Annotated in this window: 17 protein-coding genes; 14 read left to right on the top strand and 3 right to left on the bottom strand. The window is 62.0% G+C overall.

The window, feature by feature from the left end:
• Window positions 1-5 precede the first annotated feature (5 nt).
• The 7 genes from CUJ91_RS20920 to CUJ91_RS20890 all read left to right on the top strand — a co-directional run bounded on the left by CUJ91_RS20920 (window position 6) and on the right by CUJ91_RS20890 (window position 8869).
• Window positions 6-704 (top strand): paraquat-inducible protein A, encoded by a 699-nt coding sequence (locus CUJ91_RS20920; RefSeq protein ID WP_029966112.1) that lies wholly within the window; start codon window positions 6-8, stop codon window positions 702-704.
• Window positions 701-1372, top strand: coding sequence for a paraquat-inducible protein A (locus CUJ91_RS20915; protein WP_114157021.1), 672 nt, complete (start codon window positions 701-703; stop codon window positions 1370-1372). Before CUJ91_RS20920 ends, CUJ91_RS20915 begins: the two co-directional genes overlap by 4 nt.
• Window positions 1365-2993: a PqiB family protein gene (locus tag CUJ91_RS20910; protein WP_114157020.1), complete on the top strand. Its 1629-nt coding sequence runs from the start codon at window positions 1365-1367 to the stop codon at window positions 2991-2993. The genes CUJ91_RS20915 and CUJ91_RS20910 overlap by 8 nt, the downstream gene beginning before the upstream one ends.
• A complete protein-coding gene (locus tag CUJ91_RS20905; protein ID WP_114157019.1) occupies window positions 2990-3688 on the top strand; it encodes a PqiC family protein in 699 nt (232 codons plus the stop codon). The genes CUJ91_RS20910 and CUJ91_RS20905 overlap by 4 nt, the downstream gene beginning before the upstream one ends.
• 84 nt (window positions 3689-3772) lie before the next feature.
• A complete protein-coding gene (locus tag CUJ91_RS20900) occupies window positions 3773-5557 on the top strand; it encodes a methyl-accepting chemotaxis protein (RefSeq protein ID WP_114157018.1) in 1785 nt (594 codons plus the stop codon).
• Window positions 5558-5815: 258 nt separating this feature from the next.
• Complete coding sequence (locus tag CUJ91_RS20895; RefSeq protein ID WP_029966119.1) at window positions 5816-6982, top strand: sigma-54-dependent Fis family transcriptional regulator; 1167 nt, start codon at window positions 5816-5818, stop codon at window positions 6980-6982.
• 84 nt (window positions 6983-7066) lie between these two features.
• Complete coding sequence (locus CUJ91_RS20890; protein WP_006052056.1) at window positions 7067-8869, top strand: NAD(P)/FAD-dependent oxidoreductase; 1803 nt, start codon at window positions 7067-7069, stop codon at window positions 8867-8869.
• A 56-nt stretch (window positions 8870-8925) separates the two neighbouring features.
• Here CUJ91_RS20890 and CUJ91_RS20885 read toward each other — a convergent pair whose 3' ends face one another.
• The gene (locus CUJ91_RS20885) at window positions 8926-9777 is read right to left on the bottom strand and encodes a LysR substrate-binding domain-containing protein (protein WP_029966121.1); all 852 of its coding nucleotides are present in this window, start codon (window positions 9775-9777) and stop codon (window positions 8926-8928) included.
• 123 nt (window positions 9778-9900) lie between these two features.
• On the opposite strand from CUJ91_RS20885, the gene CUJ91_RS20880 reads away from it, so the two are divergent.
• Both CUJ91_RS20880 and CUJ91_RS20875 read left to right on the top strand, forming a co-directional pair.
• Window positions 9901-10623 carry a haloacid dehalogenase type II gene (locus tag CUJ91_RS20880; RefSeq protein ID WP_114157017.1) on the top strand — a complete coding sequence of 241 codons (723 nt, stop codon included), beginning with the start codon at window positions 9901-9903 and terminating at the stop codon, window positions 10621-10623.
• 18 nt (window positions 10624-10641) lie between these two features.
• The gene (locus CUJ91_RS20875) at window positions 10642-11430 is read left to right on the top strand and encodes an aldolase (RefSeq protein ID WP_029966125.1); all 789 of its coding nucleotides are present in this window, start codon (window positions 10642-10644) and stop codon (window positions 11428-11430) included.
• 2 nt (window positions 11431-11432) lie between these two features.
• Here the strand turns inward: CUJ91_RS20875 and CUJ91_RS20870 are convergent, their stop codons facing one another.
• On the bottom strand, window positions 11433-12206 hold the full coding sequence (locus tag CUJ91_RS20870; RefSeq protein WP_114157016.1) for a TetR/AcrR family transcriptional regulator: 774 nt from the start codon (window positions 12204-12206) through the stop codon (window positions 11433-11435).
• Window positions 12207-12293: 87 nt separating this feature from the next.
• Here CUJ91_RS20870 and CUJ91_RS20865 point away from each other — a divergent pair, with 87 nt between their 5' ends.
• Genes CUJ91_RS20865 through CUJ91_RS20850 form a run of 4 tightly spaced genes read left to right on the top strand, consistent with a single transcriptional unit; the run spans window position 12294 to window position 16787 of the window.
• Window positions 12294-13262: an HlyD family secretion protein gene (locus tag CUJ91_RS20865; protein WP_114158015.1), complete on the top strand. Its 969-nt coding sequence runs from the start codon at window positions 12294-12296 to the stop codon at window positions 13260-13262.
• A complete protein-coding gene (locus tag CUJ91_RS20860; RefSeq protein ID WP_114157015.1) occupies window positions 13259-14203 on the top strand; it encodes an ABC transporter ATP-binding protein in 945 nt (314 codons plus the stop codon). Before CUJ91_RS20865 ends, CUJ91_RS20860 begins: the two co-directional genes overlap by 4 nt.
• Window positions 14204-14226: 23 nt before the next feature.
• Complete coding sequence (locus CUJ91_RS20855) at window positions 14227-15342, top strand: ABC transporter permease (protein ID WP_044021901.1); 1116 nt, start codon at window positions 14227-14229, stop codon at window positions 15340-15342.
• Window positions 15343-15353: 11 nt separating this feature from the next.
• Entirely contained in the window at window positions 15354-16787 is a 1434-nt protein-coding gene (locus CUJ91_RS20850; RefSeq protein WP_114157014.1) for an efflux transporter outer membrane subunit, read from the top strand.
• Between the two features lie 22 nt (window positions 16788-16809).
• On the opposite strand, the gene CUJ91_RS20845 is transcribed toward CUJ91_RS20850, so the two are convergent.
• On the bottom strand, window positions 16810-17196 hold the full coding sequence (locus tag CUJ91_RS20845) for an ester cyclase (protein WP_114157013.1): 387 nt from the start codon (window positions 17194-17196) through the stop codon (window positions 16810-16812).
• A gap of 117 nt (window positions 17197-17313) precedes the next feature.
• Here CUJ91_RS20845 and CUJ91_RS20840 point away from each other — a divergent pair, with 117 nt between their 5' ends.
• Window positions 17314-17505, top strand: a complete 192-nt coding sequence (locus tag CUJ91_RS20840; protein ID WP_029966135.1) for a hypothetical protein — start codon at window positions 17314-17316, stop codon at window positions 17503-17505.
• The last annotated feature ends 57 nt before the right edge of the window (window positions 17506-17562 follow it).

Here is a 17562-nt window from a genome sequence, read left to right as displayed (position 1 = left end):
CCCGTATGAACGAAGAAAACCTGGTTGCCTGCCACGAGTGCGACGCGCTGTTCCGCAAGCGCCGGTTGCGCGGAAAGTCGTCCGCGCATTGCCTGCGCTGCGGCGCGATCCTGTATCGCGGCTTGTCGACGAACCTCGACGGCATTTGTGCGCTGACGCTCGCGTCGCTGTTCACGTTCGTGATCGCGCTCGGCACGCCGCTCCTCGAACTCGAAACGGGCGGCATTACTTCGCACACGAGCCTGTTCGGCGCACTCGTCGCGCTATGGAACGAGGACATGCAACTGGTCGCGGCCATGGTGTTCTGCTCGACGGTGCTGTTCCCGCTGACCGAACTGGCCGCGCTGCTATATGTGCTGACTTCCATTCGCCAGGGCTACGTGCCGCCGGGCTTTAATCGCGTGCTACGCGCCATTCAGTTCGTGCGGCCGTGGGGCATGATCGAAGTATTCATGCTCGGCGTGCTGGTCACGATCGTAAAGATGGTGAGCCTCGCGCGCGTGGTTCCGGGCGCAGCGCTGTTCGCCTTCGGTGCGCTCACGTTGATGCTGGTGCTCGTCGTCATGTTCGATCCTCGCACGCTCTGGGACTTCGCAGACGACATCCGCGCGCGCCGCGCAGCGCAGCCAGGACGCACGCGCGGCAACTGGCTGCCGGTCGCGGCTCCGCGCGGTCCGTGGCATAAACACCGGGTCACGCGATGAACACACTCACCGCATCGAAAGCCGGCCTGCTCACGTGCCACGCATGCGGACGCGTCGCGCGGCGCGCAACCGCTCATGCCGCTCATGCTGCTCAGTCTTGCCCGCGTTGCGGCGCGGCCCTGCATCGGCGCAATCCGAACAGCCTCGCACGCACGTGGGCGCTGCTGATTTCGGCCGCGATTCTGTATATCCCGGCTAATTTGCTGCCGGTCATGCATACGTCGTCGCTGGTCGGCTCGGAAGACGACACGATCATCAGCGGCGTCATCTATTTCTGGACCTCGGGGTCGTGGCCGCTAGCGATCGTCGTATTCGTCGCGAGCATTCTCGTGCCGATGCTCAAGCTCGGGGTGCTCGTGCTGCTCGCCGCAACCGCGCAACGCCGCTCGGCATGGCGTCCGATGGAGCGCGTGAAGCTGTTCCGGCTTGTCGAGCGCATCGGCCGCTGGTCGATGCGCGACGTGTTCGTGATCACGCTGACCGTCGCACTCGTGCGCTTCGAATCGTTTGCCGTCATCACCGCCGGGCCCGGCGCGCTCGCGTTCGGTTGCGTAGTGATCCTGACAATGTTGGCGTCGATGCAATTCGACCCGCGACTGATCTGGGACAACCTCGAAGGCGGCAGCCCGCCGATGTCCCGCCCCGTTACGGAGCCGCCTCATGAATAGCCCGCAAGGCGCCGCCGCGCCGCCCGATCTGCCGGACGCGCCCGATCCCGGCATCGAGCCGCGCCGCGGCTGGCTGCCCTCTCTCGTCTGGGTGGTGCCGCTGATCGCGGCGCTCATCGGCATCGCGCTCGTCGTGAAGTCGATCACCGAACGCGGCCCCGCGGTCACCATCAGTTTCAACAACGCGGAAGGTCTCGAGCCGGGCAAGACGCAGGTCAAGTACAAGGACGTCGTGATCGGCTCGGTGAAGAGCATCACGCTGTCGAAGGATCATTCGCAGGTGCAGGTGGCAGTGCAATTGAGCAACCAGGCCGACGACTTCGCGGTGAAGGACACGCGCTTCTGGGTGGTGCGTCCGCGAATCGGCGCGAGCGGCGTAACCGGCATCGGCACGCTGTTCTCGGGTGCGTATATCGGCGTGGACGCGGGCCGCTCGAAAGAGGCGCGCAGCGAGTTCGTCGGGCTCGAGGCGCCTCCGCCCGTCACCGGCGATCAGAAAGGCCGGCGCTTTACGCTGCACGGCGATTCGCTCGGCTCGATCGACATCGGTTCGCCGATTTTTTACCGGCGCGTGCAGGTCGGCCAGGTGTACGCCCTTTCGCTCGACAAGGACGGCACGGGCGTGACGATGCAGGTATTCGTGGCGGCGCCGTACGATCAGTACGTCGGCACGAATTCGCGCTGGTGGCATGCAAGCGGCGTCAACGTGCGGCTCGATTCGAACGGCTTTGTCGTGAACACGCAGTCGCTTACGTCGATCCTGATCGGCGGTCTGTCGTTCCGCGCGCCGCCGGGCCAGACGCCGGGGCCGCAGGCCGCGGACTACTCGAGCTTCCATCTCGCGTCCGACGAAGCCGATGCGATGCGCGCGCCGGACACCACGCCGGTGCGTACCGTGATGAAGTTCAACCAGTCGCTGCGCGGATTGTCGGTGGGCGCGGTCGTCGACTTCCGCGGCATCGTGCTCGGCCAGGTCACGGACATCGGCGTCGATTACGATCCGAAGACGCGCAGCTTCACGATGCCCGTCACGCTGGAGCTGTATCCCGACCGGCTGAGGCGCCGGGTGCACGGCACGGAGGTCCCCAAAGCCGGGACAGTGGAAAATCAGCGGCTGCTGCAACATCTCGTCGAGCGCGGGCTGCGCGGACAACTGCGCACCGGCAACCTGCTGACGGGTCAGTTATATGTGGCGCTCGATATTTTCCCGAAGGCCGCGCCCGTGAGCTTCGATCCCGCGCGCGATCCGCTCGAACTGCCGACCATTCCCAATTCGCTCGACGCGTTGCAAACGCAGGTCGCCGAGATAGCGAAGAAGCTGGAGCGCATGCCCTTCGATCAGATCGGCGTGAACCTCAACAATTCGCTAAAGAACGCCGACAAGCTATTCACGCAGTTGAGCACCGAGATCATGCCGCAGGCGCGCGACACGCTCGCGGCGGCGAAGCAGACTTTCGGTTCCGCCGAGGCCACGCTCAGGCAGGATTCGCCGGTGCAGGCCGACATGCATCAGGCGTTGCAGGAACTGACGCGCACGCTGCAATCGCTGAACGCGTTGGCCGATTATCTGGAGCGTCATCCGGAATCGCTCGTGCGCGGCAAATCGGAGGACAAGCCATGAGCCGCTATTCGCGTCGTCCGCTCGCCGGGTTTGCCGCGCTCGCGCCATGCGCGGCGTTGATGGCATCGGTGGCATCGGTGGCACTCGTCGCACTCGGCGCGCTCAGTGCCTGTTCGTCGCCGCCGAGCCGCTTTTATACGCTCGCCGGCGGGCTCGCATCGAGCGAAGTCCGCAGCGCCGCGCCGCCTCTGCTGATGATCGACGTCGCGGCCGTCGACGTGCCCGCGCAAGTCGCTCGGTCGGCGCTCGTCGTGCAGACCAGCGCGACTCGCGTGGACGTGCTCGAGCAAGCCCGTTGGGCGTCGTTGCCCGCCGACGAAATCCGTCTCGCGCTCTCGCAGCAACTCGCGCAACAGCTCGATGCGATCGACGTCTCGCGTTCTCCGCGCCCGGCCGGCGTGTCGGTTTATCGCGTGAAATTGAGTGTGCAGCGCTTCGAATCGTGGCCGGGCTCGCATGCGCTGATCGACGCGGTGTGGAGCGTGCGCGCGTTGTCCGAGGAAGCGGTGCTGACGTGCCGCAGCGTCGTCAGCGAGCCGGTCGGCGCGGGCAACGACGCGCTCGTGGCCGGTCATCGGCAGGCGCTTCAGCAGATTGCCGCCAATGTCGCCGACGGCATCCGAGCGCTCGACGCCGCGGCGCGTGCCCATCGCCTCGTGCGTGGGCAAACCGCGCCACCTTGCCCCGCGCAGTGAAAACCTTCAATTACAAACACCCTTCAGTATTCCGGCAGGCAGACGTAAACCAGATGTACGCCTCTTCTGGATACAGGAACGGAAATGAAAAACATGAAGGTCTCCACGCGCCTGCAAACCGGCTTCGGCCTGCTGACGGCGTTGCTTCTCGTGCTGGCCGGCATCGCGCTGTTCGGCTTGTCCGAGCTGAACGATAGTCTCGACGGCATTGCCCGCGTGAATAACGAGGAGACCCGTCTCGCGAACGAATTGCGCGCGTCGATTCAGGATCGCGCCATCGCGATACGCAACCTGGCGTTGATCACCGAGCCGCGCGACCTTGCCCAGGAAGCGGACCGCATCAAGAAGCAGGATCAGAATTATGCGGACGCCTACCAGCAACTCACTCGCCTGTTCGCGCAGGAGCCGGCCACGACTTCGGTGGAGCGCTCGCTGATCGAACAGCTCAAGCAGGACGAAGCCGCGGCGATGCCGCCGCTGCGCAAGGCGATGGATCTCGCACTGTCGCAGAACGCCGCGCTTGCGACGCAGGAGCTGCTGCAAAACGCGCGGCCGCCGCAGCGAGCATGGCTTGCCCGCGCGACGGAACTCGCGCGCGTCGAAGATGAGCAGAACAAGGAAGCGCAGCTCAGCGCCTTCGCGACTTACTCGACGGTCCGCACCATGATCTCGGTCATTGCCGCGATCGCATTCCTGCTGGGCGTGGCGACTGCCGCGCTCATCTCGCGCAGCATTCTGCGGCAGTTGGGCGGCGAGCCTCGCGCCGCGCAGCAAATGGCCGCGCAGATCGCAGAAGGCAACCTGACCGTGCGCGTGCAGGTTGCAGCAGGCGACCGGAGCAGTCTGATGGCGTCGCTCGAAGCAATGCGCGAGAAGCTCACCACGATCGTGTCGGGCATCAAGACGTCGGCGGAATCGATCTCGGTGGCTGCCGGCGAGATCGCACAAGGCAACCAGGACCTCTCGCAACGCACCGAGGAACAGGCCGCGTCGCTCCAGCAGACCGCGGCGAGCATGGAAGAATTGACGTCGACGGTGCGCAATAACACCGACAACGCGCGTCAGGGCAGCACGCTCGCCGCGGCGGCTTCCACGACCGCGGCATCCGGCGGCGAAGTGGTTCACCAGGTCGTGTCGACCATGCGCGACATTTCATCGAGTTCGACGAAGGTGACCGAAATCATTTCGGTGATCGAAGCAATTGCATTTCAGACCAATATCCTCGCACTGAACGCAGCGGTCGAAGCCGCTCGGGCAGGCGAAGACGGCCGCGGCTTCGCGGTCGTCGCGGGCGAAGTCCGCACGCTCGCCCAGCGCAGCGCGACAGCGGCGAAGGAGATCAAGGAACTGATCGAAGCCTCCGCGTCGCATGTGGCGAGCGGCTCGCAACTCGTCGAAAACGCAGGTCAGACGATGAGCGAAGTCGTGCGCTCGGTGCAGCAGGTGACCGACATCATGGGCGAGATCGCGTCGGCGTCGTCGGAGCAAACGAAGGGCATCGAGCAGGTCAACGTGGCCGTCACGCAGATGGACGAAGTCACTCAGCAAAACGCGGCGCTCGTCGAGCAGGCAACCGCCGCCGCGCAGGCCATGGCGGATCAGGCCGAAAGCCTCCGTTCGGCGGTATCGGTTTTCCGGGTGGATGCGGCCGGGCATAGTGGGCAAGAGGCAATGCGCACGGGTGTAGCCAGGTCCGCGCGCGGCGCCACGCCGCCGAAAAAGACGGCTGTGCCGGCGTCGAAGTCGAAGCCTATTAGCGCCGCGGCGCGCAAGGCGTTGCCGGAGTCTTCCTCGTCGTCTTCGTCGTCCTCGCACTTCAAGGAACGCGAACTCCAGACCGCCGGCGCGGAAAACTGGGAAACGTTCTAAGTCCGTCCCTTCCCGCAAGAACCGGCGCAGGAGCGCCGGTTTTTTTCTTGCAGCAAGCCAGCGCACGCGCCATGTCGCGTGCGTCTTCGCCCTTGAGAAAAAATTCTCACCGCCCCCGATGGTGCACTGCAGTGTGATCTCCCGATTCGCGCGTGCTACAAACGTACCGTACGTTTCAGGCTTCGGAGACACGCGGTGCGACGTAGCGCAGAATGTCTCCAGCACCCAGTTCGCGCTGAGTTCGCCCGGAGGCTCGTCATGCCCTACGTTCCGTCCACGAGACATATCGACCGCATATGCAACGTCATAGAAGGACGAACCCAGCGTCCGGGCGCCGACGGCAAACGGCTTGCCTCGTCGTATAGGCGCTCGCTCGAGCAATACCATCTCGATCCCGGCGCGACCGCCGGGCCGCGCATTCTGACGGTGCCCGAATTGCGCGACGTGCAGCATCGCGAGGAATCGTTTCTGCGCGCGTCGGGCCAGTGTCTGTCGCGGCTGCACGAGATGGTGCGCGAAGCCGACTACTGCGTGATGCTCACCGACGCGAAAGGCGTGACGATCGACTATCGCGTCGACAAGGACCGCCGCCACGACTTCAAGCGCGCGGGACTCTATCTCGGCTCATGCTGGTCGGAGAGCGAGGAAGGCACGTGCGGCGTTGCGACCGTGCTGCTCGACGCGGAGCCGATTACCGTTCATCGCAGCGATCATTTTCGCGCGGCCTTCACCACGCTCACGTGCAGCGCGTCGCCGATTTTCGGTTTGCACGGCGAACTGCTCGGCGTGCTCGATGCATCGGCCGTACGTTCGCCCGACGATCGCGAAAGCCAGCGGCTCGTCAATCACATCGTGCGGCAAAGCGCGCTGCTGATCGAGGACGCTTACTTCCTGAATGCCGCAACGGATTGCTGGGTATTGCTAGCGCACCGCAACCGCCATTACGTCGAGGCGCAGCCCGAGATTCTGATTGCCATCGACGCACGCGGCCACGCAGTCGCCGCGAACCGGCGCGCGCGCGAATGTCTGCCGGTGCTCAATCAGTTGCCGCGCCATGTGTCGGAGATCTTCGACGTTCCGCCCGAGCGTCTGTTCGACGCCAAGACAAGCCGCGGTCTCGTATCGCTGAGGCTCAACGATACCGGCTCGCCGCTCTATGCGCGTGTGCGCGCACCGGCCGCCGCGCGAATCTCCCGACGCACGCACGCCGCATCGCCAGAAGCAAGCACCAACAACGCAAACACCGCGCCGCACGATATGCCGCTCATGTCGGAGAGCGAAGCGCTCGAGCGCAGGCGCATCGTCGACGCGATGAACGACGCCAAGTGGCGCACGGACCTGGCCGCGCAGGCACTCGGCATATCGCGCGCGACTTTGTATCGACGCATCGCGAAGCTGCATATTCTGCCGCCGCACAAGTGTTAGCGACGCTGCACAGATTCCCTTAGCGGGCATAGAACCCGCGTTCTCTCTGAAGTTCGACTATCCGTTTCATATGGAGGAGCAACCATGTCCGAAAACACTGCAAATCAGGCTATCTCCGCTGTGCTGGAAAGCCTCGAAGCCGCGCTCAAACGCGGCGACACACAAGCCGCCGTCGACCTGTTTCAGCCCGACTGCTACTGGCGCGATCTCGTCGCATTCACCTGGAACATCAAGACGCTCGAAGGCCGCGAGCAGATCGCGGAGATGCTGAATACACAGTTGGCTGCAATCAAACCGTCCAGGCTGCGGCTTGCGGATAACGAGCCCGCAACGGAAGCGGACGGCGTCGCGCAAGGCTGGATCACGTTCGAAACCGGCGTCGCACGCGGCACCGGCTTCATTCGACTTAAGCAAGGCCGCATCTGGACCCTGCTCACCACGATGGCCGAATTGAAGGGCCATGAAGAGCCCAAAGGGCCGCTTCGTCCGATGGGCGCCGAGCACGGCGCACGCCGCGATCGCACGAGCTGGAAAGAGCGGCGCGAGGCCGAGCTCGACACGCTTGGCACGGCGGAGCAACCGTATTGCCTGATTGTGGGCGGCGGGCAAGGCGGCATCGGACTCGGTGCGCGGCTGCGGCAACTCGGCGTGCCGACCATCATCGTCGATAAGAACGAAAGGCCTGGCGATGCATGGCGCAAGCGCTATAAAACGCTGTGTCTGCATGACCCGGTCTGGTACGACCATATGCCCTACTTGCCCTTCCCCGACAACTGGCCCGTGTTCACGCCGAAGGACAAGATCGGCGACTGGCTCGAGATGTACACGAAGGTCATGGAGCTGAACTACTGGGGATCGACCGTCTGCAAATCGGCGCGCTACGATGAAGCGAAAGGCGAATGGATCGTCGAAGTCGAGCGCGGCGGAGAGCCCATCACATTGCGTCCGAAGCAACTCGTGCTCGCGACCGGCATGTCCGGCAAGCCGAATATTCCGAGCTTCAAAGGCATGGATGTATTCAAGGGCGAGCAGCATCATTCGTCGCAGCATCCGGGGCCGGACGCGTATCACGGCAAGAAGGTCGTCGTGATCGGCGCGAACAATTCGGCTCACGACATCTGCGCGGCATTGTGGGAAGCAGGCGTCGACGTGACGATGGTGCAGCGCTCGTCCACGCATATCGTGAAGTCGGATTCGCTAATGGAGTTGGCGCTCGGCGATCTCTATTCGGAACGCGCGGTGGCCGCAGGCATGACGACCGCGAAAGCGGATCTGACCTTCGCATCCATCCCGTATGCGATGCTTCACGAGTTTCAGATCCCGGTTTTCAACGCGATTCGCGAACGCGACGCGGAGTTCTATGCGCGCCTGGAAAAGAGCGGCTTCATGCTCGATTTCGGCGACGACGACTCCGGCCTTTTCATGAAGTACCTGCGGCGCGGTTCCGGCTATTACATCGATGTCGGCGCATCGCAACTCGTCGCCGACGGCAAGATCAAGCTGAAAAGCGGCGTCGATGTAGTCGAACTGAAAGAGCATTCGGTGCTGCTCAGCGACGGCAGCGAACTTGAAGCGGATCTCGTCGTGTACGCAACGGGCTATGGTTCGATGAACGGTTGGGCCGCGGATCTCATCTCACGCGAAGTGGCCGATAAAGTCGGCAAAGTGTGGGGCCTCGGCTCGAACACGACGAAAGATCCAGGGCCGTGGGAAGGCGAGCAGCGCAACATGTGGAAGCCCACTCAGCAAGAAGCACTCTGGTTTCATGGCGGCAATCTGCATCAGTCGCGGCATTACTCGCAGTATCTGTCACTGCAACTCAAGGCTCGCATGGAAGGCATTCCGACACCCGTGTTCGGATTGCAGGAAGTGCATCACCTTTCGTAGATGTGAAAGCATGGCGGCCGGCTTTTGCTTTGAGCCGGCCGGTCTATGCACTCTCTCTATGCACTCATTTCCGTGAGAAGAAAGTCGACCAGCGCGCGTTGATGCGCATTGAGCACGCCGCCGGAGCTGACGAGCGCAAGCTCTGTCGGCGGTAAAGGCGGTAAGCCGTTGCATAAGCGATGCTCCGGCAGTACTGCTGTAGTGGGCAGAACCGAAATGCCCAATCCCGACGACACCGCGGCCTGAATGCCAGTGAGACTATGGCTTCCGAATGCAATGCGCCAGCGCCGATGCGCCTTGTCGAGACCGCGAATCGCGCGCTGCCGGTACACGCAGCCTTGCGGAAATAGCGCGAGAGGAATGGGTTCGTCGGAAGAAGGTTCCAGCGCTTGTGCATTTGCGCCCTGCACCCACACGAGCGACTCCGGCCACGACGCGAGACACTCGCCGCTTGCCGGCTCGCGCTTGATCAGCGCGATTTCTATTTCGCCATTCGTGAGCCTGCGCTGCAAATCGGCACTCATGCCGGCCACTGTTTCGAGCCTGACGCCTGGCCTCGTTTTGACAAAGCCCGACAGCATGGCCGACATGCGGCGCGCGTCGAAATCTTCCGGAACGCCTATGCGAAGCGGCGTAACCGCAACGTCGCTCGTCAACGCATCTTGTGCTTCCTGCGCCAGCGCGAGCAGCCGTCGCGCATATTGCGCGAGCAGTTCGCCATGCTCGGTTGGCGTCACCTGATTGCCGGTGCGGTCACGCATCAGCAGCGTGCGGCCGACCAGTTCTTCGAGCCGCCGAACCTGTTGGCTCACCGTGGATTGCGTGCGATGCACGCGCTCGCCAGCACGCGTGAAGCTGCCTTCATCGACAACGCAGATGAGCGTATTCAACAGGTCGAGATCAAGCATGATGGACTCGCTTCGTTATTTGCGATGCAACTGACGTCGAGAGGTTAATTTAATTTTCCAATAAGTGTCAATGCGCCTAAGCTAAACGCCATTCACAGGTCCATCACTTCGGGAACACATTCCATGTCACTGCAAAACACCGCACGCCCGCGCTGGCTGACGTTCGACTGCTACGGCACGCTGATCCAGTGGGACGAAGGCTTGCAAGCCGCAGTACGCGAGATTCTTCAGAGCAAGCGTGGTCATGACGTGGACCCGGCGAAGCTGCTTGCGGTCTACGACCGGCACGAACACGCACTCGAGCAGACTCCGCCGTATCGCACGTTTCGCGAAGTCGCGGGCACTGCGCTGCGTATTGCCCTCGCCGAATTCGGCTTGCCCGGCGACGAAAGCGACGAGCGCGACGAGCGCGACATACGTACTTTGACGGACCGCATTTCCGCGATGCCGCCGTTTCCGGAAGTGGTCGACACATTGCGGCAACTCAAGCAGGATGGTTATAGCCTGTGCATCGTGTCGAATACCGACGACGACATCATTGCCGGCAACGTCGCGCAACTGGGCGGCTTTATCGACCGTGTGATCACTGCACAGCAAGCGGGCGCGTACAAACCGAACCGGCGGCTATTCGATTACGCGCATGAACAACTCGGCGTGACGCGCGATGAAGTCGTGCATATTTGCGCGAGTCCGCATCTCGATCACGCGGCCGCGCGCGACATCGGCTTTCGCTGCGTATGGATCGATCGTGCAACGGGCCGCACGCTACTGCCCGATTACACGCCCGATGCAACACTGTCCACGCTCGACCAGGTGCCGGCTCTTTTTGCATCGCTCGGCTGGTGACTTTGAGGAACGACGAACATGGCGCATACGCTTTCATCCATTGGCTCGGCGAAATCGTCGACGACATTACGACTCGATTCCGACGCTGTCATGGAGGCCCGTATCGAACTAGCGGCATGCTTTCAACTAGCGGCGCAATACGGTTTTGAAGAGGGAATCTGCAACCATTTCTCGGCGGTCGTGCCCGGACACGACCATCTGTTCTTCGTCAATCCGTATGGCTATGCGTTCTCGGAGATCACCGCATCGCGGCTTCTAATCTGCGATTTCGACGGGCACGTCGTGTCGGGCGAAGGCAAACCTGAAGCAACGGCGTTTTATATCCACGCACGATTGCATCGGTTAAAGCCGCGCGTGAAGGCCGCTTTTCATACGCATATGCCGAACGCCACGGCGTTATGTTTGCTCGACGGTCCGCCGCTGTTGTGGCTCGGGCAAACGGCACTGAAGTTCTACGGCCGCACCGCCGTCGATGAGAACTACAACGGCCTCGCGCTCGACGACTCGGAAGGCGACCGCATTGCCGCGACCATCGGCGACGCGGATATCCTGTTCCTCAAGAATCACGGTGTGATGGTGGCCGGCGAGAGTATTGCCGAAGCGTGGGATGATCTCTATTACCTGGAGCGTGCGGCTGAAGTCCAGTTAAAGGCAATGAGCAGTAATCGTCCGCTGAAACCCATACCGCACGAAGTGGCGCAGCGTACTTATGAACAGATGCGCGCCGGCGACAAGGAAAGCGCGCACGCGCATTTGCAAAGCGCAATGCGCGAATTGCGCAGGCGCGGCATCGCATTCGATCAATAGAACTATTTGCGCGTTCGATGCGCGGCGGCGACTGCATCGAGTCCCGCCATCACGAAGCAAATAAAGTCCTCCACCAGCGCATTTTTGTCTTTTGCAACGGCGGGCAGCAACGCTGCCTGCATTTGCCTGGGCGCGATCATCAGCGCGATGCAAGGCAGCACCGCGAACATCAGCGCTCGTTGCACCGCCGGCTCTTGCGGATTCAATTGCAATACCTCGCCGATCAATCCGAGTAGAACCGTTGCCTTTGGCCGCACCGCCTTTTCAATCAGCGCAGGAATAGCGGGCGACGGAGACAGTACTTCGCGCAGCATCAGCATGAATCCCCACGGCGCGCCGCTGCTGGTCGACAGACCCACGAATCGCGAGATTACCGCTCGCAACTTGTCCCGCGCATCGCCCGGCCCTTCTGTCAGCGCGGACAATTCATCGAGACTCACGACCTGGCGATGCGCTTCGACGAGCGCCGCTTCGTATAGCGCTTCCCGACTGCCGAAGTGATAGTTCACGGACGCCATCGGCGTGCCCGCGCGCTCGCATATTTCCTTGCTGGTGGCATCGGCGAAACCGCGCGCGGCGAATACCTGCCCCGCAATATCGAGCAGATGCTGGCGTGTCGCCGCACCGTCGGGACGGCTCGCGCGATTGACCGGCCGAGGCTGCTTTCCCTGTTCCGTGCGGGATTTGCGCGCCGCCGTCGTGGGTGTTTTCGTTGCGCCTGCCTGCTTGGTCCGCTCTTTCTGCTTTGCAGGAGTCGTCGCTCGTTTCGTCGGCATGGGAAAGTGCAGGCTCCGGAAATAGTTTGAATTCGAATTCAAATTCGCATATATTCATTGTACTTCATCCGTGCGGACGACACCTCCATGAGGAACTTCATTACCCGGCTCTGGCGGCCCGCATTGGCACTCTTTATCGGCGTACTGCTTGCAGGATGCGAGCATCGCGACGAGAACGCCTACCAGGGCTATGCAGAGGGCGAATATGTGTACCTGGGCTCATCGCAGGCCGGCACGCTCACGCAGTTGCAGGTCGCACGCGGTCAAACCGTAAAAGCGGGCGCGTCTCTTTTCGCGCTTGATTCAGTGGACGAAACGGCCGCGCTGCGGCAGGCGCAGCAGCAACTCGCGGCGGCCCGCTCGCAACTCGCCGACATTCAAACCGGCAAGCGCGTACCCGAAGTCAACGTCAATCGCGCGCAACTCGCCGAGGCCGCGGCGAACGCGCGCAAGGCGGCGCTGCAACTCACTCGCGACGAAGCGCAGTACAGCGCAGGCGGCATTGCAAAAGCGCAGCTCGACGATTCGCGCGCGAATGCAGAGGCGACGTCGGCGCAAGTGCGGCAGCTTACGAATCAGGTGGAAGTAGCGCGTTTGCCGGGCCGCTCGCAACAAATCGCTGCGCAGCAGGCTCAGGTCGCGGCGGCCGAAGCGGTCGTCGCACAGGCGCAGTGGAAGCTCGATCAGAAGCGCGCGAGCGCGCCCGCCGACGGGCTCGTCTACGACACGCTCTATCGCCTCGGCGAGTGGGTGCCGGCCGGCAGTCCCGTTGTGCAATTGCTGCCGCCGCAGAACATCAAGGTGCGTTTTTTTGTGTCGGAAACGCGGGTCGGCGCACTGGCGCCGGGCCGCGAAGTGTCGATCCATTGCGACGGATGCGCAGTGGATTTGACCGCGAAGATCACCTACGTTGCGAATAAAGCCGAGTACACGCCGCCGGTTATCTATAGCAACGAGAGCCGCGCGAAGCTCGTTTTCATGATCGAAGCACACACGTCGGTTGCAGATGCAACGAAGCTTCATCCGGGTCAGCCGGTGACGGTGGCGCTCAAATGAGTACACCCGCGCCAGAGTATGTGATCGACGTCCACGGCCTGAACAAGCATTTCGGCGACAAGCATGTAGTCAACGACGTTTCGTTGCAGGTCGCGCGCGGCGAGATCTTCGGCTTTCTCGGCCCTAACGGCAGCGGCAAGACGACGTCGATCCGTTTGATGTGCGGACTGCTGACGCCGGACTCGGGCACCGGCACATGTCTCGGCTACGACATCCGCAGCGAGAGTGCGCAGATCAAGCGCAATGTCGGCTATATGACGCAGCGCTTCTCGTATTGGGAAGATCTGACCATTCGCGAGAACCTCGACTTCGTCGCGCGTATCTACCAGATGCGCAACCGTCGCGAGGCCGTCGACAAATCGCTCGAATCGCTCGGACTGCAAAGCCGCGCGAATCAGCTCACAGGGTCGCTATCCGGAGGCTGGAAGCAACGCCTTGCGCTCGCAGCATGCATGCTGCACGAGCCCAGACTCCTGTTGCTCGACGAGCCGACTGCGGGCGTCGATCCCACCGCGCGCCGCGATTTCTGGGAAGAACTCCACCGGCTCGCGGCGCGCGGCATTTCCGTCCTCGTCAGCACGCATTACATGGACGAAGCCGAACGCTGTCACAAACTCGCCTATATCGCGTATGGAAAGCTGCTCGCGCAAGGCACGTCGCGAGAGGTGATCGAGTCGCAGAACCTTGCTACATGGTCGATTCAAGGCGAGCATCTGAGCGAATTGTCCGAGAAGCTGCGCGCGATGCCCGGCGTCGATCAAACCGTCGTATTCGGCGCCGCGCTGCATGCCAGCGGGCGCGATCACGCGGCATTGGAACACGCGCTCAAACAGGCCACCGCGGACACGCGTTTGCGCATGGAGCCGATCGAAACCGGACTCGAAGACGTGTTCATCTATCTGATGAGTCATTCGCGGGATAACTTCGGAGCGCGATCGTGAGCACAGGTACGGGCTTTTCGTTGATGCGCTGGTGGAGCGTGGTGCTGAAGGAGTTTCTTCAATTGCGGCGCGACCGCGTCACGTTCGCGATGATCGTCGGCATACCGATCGTTCAGCTCGCGTTGTTCGGTTTCGCGATCAACACCGACCCGAAGCATCTGCCGACTGCCGTTATCGTTCACGACCAAAGCGAGTTCTCGCGCAGCTTCATCGCGGCGATGAGGAACTCAGCGTATTTCGACATCGTAGAAACGCTGCCCGACGAAGAAGCCGGACGCCGTGCGCTCGCCCAGGGCCGCGTGCAGTTCGTGCTGAACATACCGGTCGATTTCTCGCGGAAGCTGCTGCGCGGCGAGCACCCTTCACTGCTTGTCGAGGCTGACGCCACCGACCCGACCGCGACTCACACCGCCGTTGCCGCACTGCCCAATCTCGTACAGCCCGTCGCCGACAAGGACATCACCGGACCGCTCGCGCATCTTAACGGCACGCCAGGCGCTTTCGGCGTGCAAGTCCACAACCTGTACAACCCCGAAGGAATTACGCAGTACAACGTCGTTCCCGGGCTCATGGGCGTCATTCTCACCATGACGCTCGTGATGATGACAGGCCTCGCCGTCACGCGCGAACGCGAACGCGGCACGATGGAAAATCTGCTTGCAACGCCGGTTCTACCCGTCGAAGTGATGACCGGCAAAATCATTCCTTATGTGGCCATTGGCCTGATTCAGGCGTCGATCATATTGATTGCCACACGCTTCGTATTTCATGTGCCGTTTGTCGGCAGTCCCATCGCAATCTATCTGGCCGCGTTGTTGTTCATTGCCGCGAACCTCACGGTCGGCATTACGCTGTCCTCGCTTGCACAGAACCAGTTGCAGGCGATGCAACTGACCATGTTCTATTTTCTGCCGAACATTCTTCTGTCCGGCTTCATGTTCCCATTCGCGGGCATGCCGAAATGGGCACAGTTCATCGGCAACTTCTTGCCGTTGACGTATTTCAACCGGCTCATTCGCGGAATCATGCTCAAGGGCGACGGATGGGCGGATCTGTGGCCCTCGGTGTGGCCCATGGCTCTTTTCACCGCCGTTGTGATGGCGATTGCGCTGCGTTTTTATCGGCGCACACTCGACTAGGAAGAACGTTCATGAAAACACTTCTTGTTGTGTGCGCATTTGGTTTGACCGGCTGCGCGGTAGGACCCGACTTTCACGCACCGGCCGCGCCCGACACTCAAAACTACACACAGCGCGCATTACCTGAGCAGACGGCCTCGTCCGAAGGGCCAGCGGGAGCCGCACAGACGTTCAACGCGGCGCCTGGTCCCATACCCATGTGGTGGCGTCAATTCCAGTCCGACGCGCTAAACCGTCTCGTGGATGAAGCATTGCTCCAGAATCCAACACTCGGTCAAGCGCGCGCAAGACTGATCGAGGCGCGCGAAAACTACACCGCGCTCGCGGGCGCAACGCAATTCCCGAGCATAGACGCAACGCTTTCCGGCTCAAGGCAGAAAGTCGACCCCGCTGCGTTCGGCATTCCGCACGTCGAGAGTCCCGGACCGTTCTCGCTGTTCAGTGCATCGGTCAGCGTCTCTTACGTGTTTGATATTTTCGGCGGCAATCGGCGCGCGCTCGAGGCAAGCATGGCGCAAGTCGATTACGAGTCGTATGAACTCGATGCAGCGCGCTTGAGTCTCGCCGGCAATATCGTGGCTACCGCGGTGCGGCGCGCGTCGTTACAGCAGCAGATTGCGCTGACGCAACGCCTGGCCGACGCACAGGCGCATCAACTGTCGATCGTTGATGCGCGCTTCACCGCCGGCGGCGTATCGCAACTGGATGTACACCGTCAGCGTACCCTGCTTGCACAGACACGCGCATCGTTGCCGCCGCTTGCAAGCCAGCTCGCGGCTGCGGATCATCAACTCGCCATTTTGCTGGGCAGAGTACCGTCGCAAGCGGATTTCCACGAACTCACTTTCGATGCGCTGCATTTGCCGCTGGATATTCCACTCGCTTTGCCGTCGACACTCGCCCGCGCGCGGCCCGATATAAAAGCGGCCGAGGCATTACTGCACGAGGCAAGCGCGAATGTGGGCGTCGCAACCGCTAACCTGTACCCGCAATTTTCATTGTCCGCGGGAATCGGCTCGCAGCGCACGCGGATCGGCGACATTGTGAATGGGCTGAACGTCTGGAATATCGGCCTGAACCTGACGCAACCCATCTTTCGCGGTGGAGAATTGCATGCGAAGAAACGCGCCGCAGAAGCCGCTTATGACGCCGCATTCGAGAACTATCGGCAAACGGTTCTCCAGGCATTGCAGCAGGTCGCCGATTCGCTGACCGCCGTGCAGAACGACGCCCGCGAGTTGCAGGCGCGCACCGAAGCCGCGCAGCAAGCGCAAGCCAGTCTGGACGTCGCCACTCGGCAATATGCGGCGGGTGGAATCAGTCAGCTCGCTCTTCTCGACGCGGAACGTGATTCGCTGCAAACGGCGATAGATCGAACCCAGGCTCAAGCAAACCGCTTTTCCGACACGGCTGCGTTGTTCCAGGCACTCGGCAGCAATCTATGACGGCTCGCGCGGCGTGTGCGAACTACAGTTGGGCTTCAATAGCCGCCTTATCGATAATCGACCAGACCCGGCCAATTTTTTCTCCGCGGAATTCGTAGAAGACATTTTCGGTGAAGGTCACTTTTCTTCCATTGACTTCGAGACCGAGAAATGTTCCTTGCGGTGTGCAATTAAAGCGCAGCCGCGCCCCGACATAAGCCGGGTCGGCAACCAGCAGATCGATGTCGAAATGAAGGTCGGGAATCTCGCGAAAGTCTCTCTCGAGCATTGCGCGGTAGCCTGCCGAGCCGATCTGCTTGTCGTTGTAATAGACATCGTCATGAACGAATTGCGGCAAGCGCTGCCAGTCCCGCCGGTTCAGGCAGGCGATATAGGTTCGATAGATGTCCGAGAGATCGGGTTCGGTCATGACAATCTTCCATTTTGGCTGTGCATCAACGAGACGGGCTGCGCGCGAGGCATACGCATTGCTGATTTCATGCAATGCGGCGCGCCCCTGCGCCGCCCTACGGATTTATTCGCGACCATGAAACATACACTCTTGTTGATTGCAGCCAGCGCGACTGCGCTGAGCGTGGCGCTTACCGGTTGCAACCGCTCCGGTCCATCGTCGGATCAGGCGGGCGCGGCCGCCGTCAGCGGCGCCGCGCAGAGTGGGCCTGCCGTCTCCGCGCCCGCCACGGCAGCAAGCGACGCGCCTGCCGGCGCAAGCCAATAGCGGCTTTTCGCGCTGTCCGCGTTGTGTGAGGTGAAGCTCGCGGCGTATGCAGTCTGC

It is taken from the genome of Paraburkholderia graminis (genome assembly GCF_003330785.1).
GTDB lineage: Bacteria > Pseudomonadota > Gammaproteobacteria > Burkholderiales > Burkholderiaceae > Paraburkholderia > Paraburkholderia graminis.
The sequence above is the reverse complement of the archived record's forward strand: the minus strand, read 5'-3'. Positions and strand labels throughout refer to the sequence as shown.

What these genes read in the sequence shown, in the direction of transcription:
- CUJ91_RS20920 (WP_029966112.1), top strand. Translation starts at nt 6, where the DNA reads ATGAACGAAGAAAACCTGGTTGCCTGCCACGAGTGCGACGCGCTGTTC.
- CUJ91_RS20915 (WP_114157021.1), top strand. Translation starts at nt 701, where the DNA reads ATGAACACACTCACCGCATCGAAAGCCGGCCTGCTCACGTGCCACGCA.
- CUJ91_RS20910 (WP_114157020.1), top strand. Translation starts at nt 1,365, where the DNA reads ATGAATAGCCCGCAAGGCGCCGCCGCGCCGCCCGATCTGCCGGACGCG.
- CUJ91_RS20905 (WP_114157019.1), top strand. Translation starts at nt 2,990, where the DNA reads ATGAGCCGCTATTCGCGTCGTCCGCTCGCCGGGTTTGCCGCGCTCGCG.
- CUJ91_RS20900 (WP_114157018.1), top strand. Translation starts at nt 3,773, where the DNA reads ATGAAAAACATGAAGGTCTCCACGCGCCTGCAAACCGGCTTCGGCCTG.
- CUJ91_RS20895 (WP_029966119.1), top strand. Translation starts at nt 5,816, where the DNA reads ATGCCCTACGTTCCGTCCACGAGACATATCGACCGCATATGCAACGTC.
- CUJ91_RS20890 (WP_006052056.1), top strand. Translation starts at nt 7,067, where the DNA reads ATGTCCGAAAACACTGCAAATCAGGCTATCTCCGCTGTGCTGGAAAGC.
- CUJ91_RS20885 (WP_029966121.1), bottom strand. Translation starts at nt 9,777, where the DNA reads ATGCTTGATCTCGACCTGTTGAATACGCTCATCTGCGTTGTCGATGAA.
- CUJ91_RS20880 (WP_114157017.1), top strand. Translation starts at nt 9,901, where the DNA reads ATGTCACTGCAAAACACCGCACGCCCGCGCTGGCTGACGTTCGACTGC.
- CUJ91_RS20875 (WP_029966125.1), top strand. Translation starts at nt 10,642, where the DNA reads ATGGCGCATACGCTTTCATCCATTGGCTCGGCGAAATCGTCGACGACA.
- CUJ91_RS20870 (WP_114157016.1), bottom strand. Translation starts at nt 12,206, where the DNA reads ATGCCGACGAAACGAGCGACGACTCCTGCAAAGCAGAAAGAGCGGACC.
- CUJ91_RS20865 (WP_114158015.1), top strand. Translation starts at nt 12,294, where the DNA reads ATGAGGAACTTCATTACCCGGCTCTGGCGGCCCGCATTGGCACTCTTT.
- CUJ91_RS20860 (WP_114157015.1), top strand. Translation starts at nt 13,259, where the DNA reads ATGAGTACACCCGCGCCAGAGTATGTGATCGACGTCCACGGCCTGAAC.
- CUJ91_RS20855 (WP_044021901.1), top strand. Translation starts at nt 14,227, where the DNA reads ATGCGCTGGTGGAGCGTGGTGCTGAAGGAGTTTCTTCAATTGCGGCGC.
- CUJ91_RS20850 (WP_114157014.1), top strand. Translation starts at nt 15,354, where the DNA reads ATGAAAACACTTCTTGTTGTGTGCGCATTTGGTTTGACCGGCTGCGCG.
- CUJ91_RS20845 (WP_114157013.1), bottom strand. Translation starts at nt 17,196, where the DNA reads ATGACCGAACCCGATCTCTCGGACATCTATCGAACCTATATCGCCTGC.
- CUJ91_RS20840 (WP_029966135.1), top strand. Translation starts at nt 17,314, where the DNA reads ATGAAACATACACTCTTGTTGATTGCAGCCAGCGCGACTGCGCTGAGC.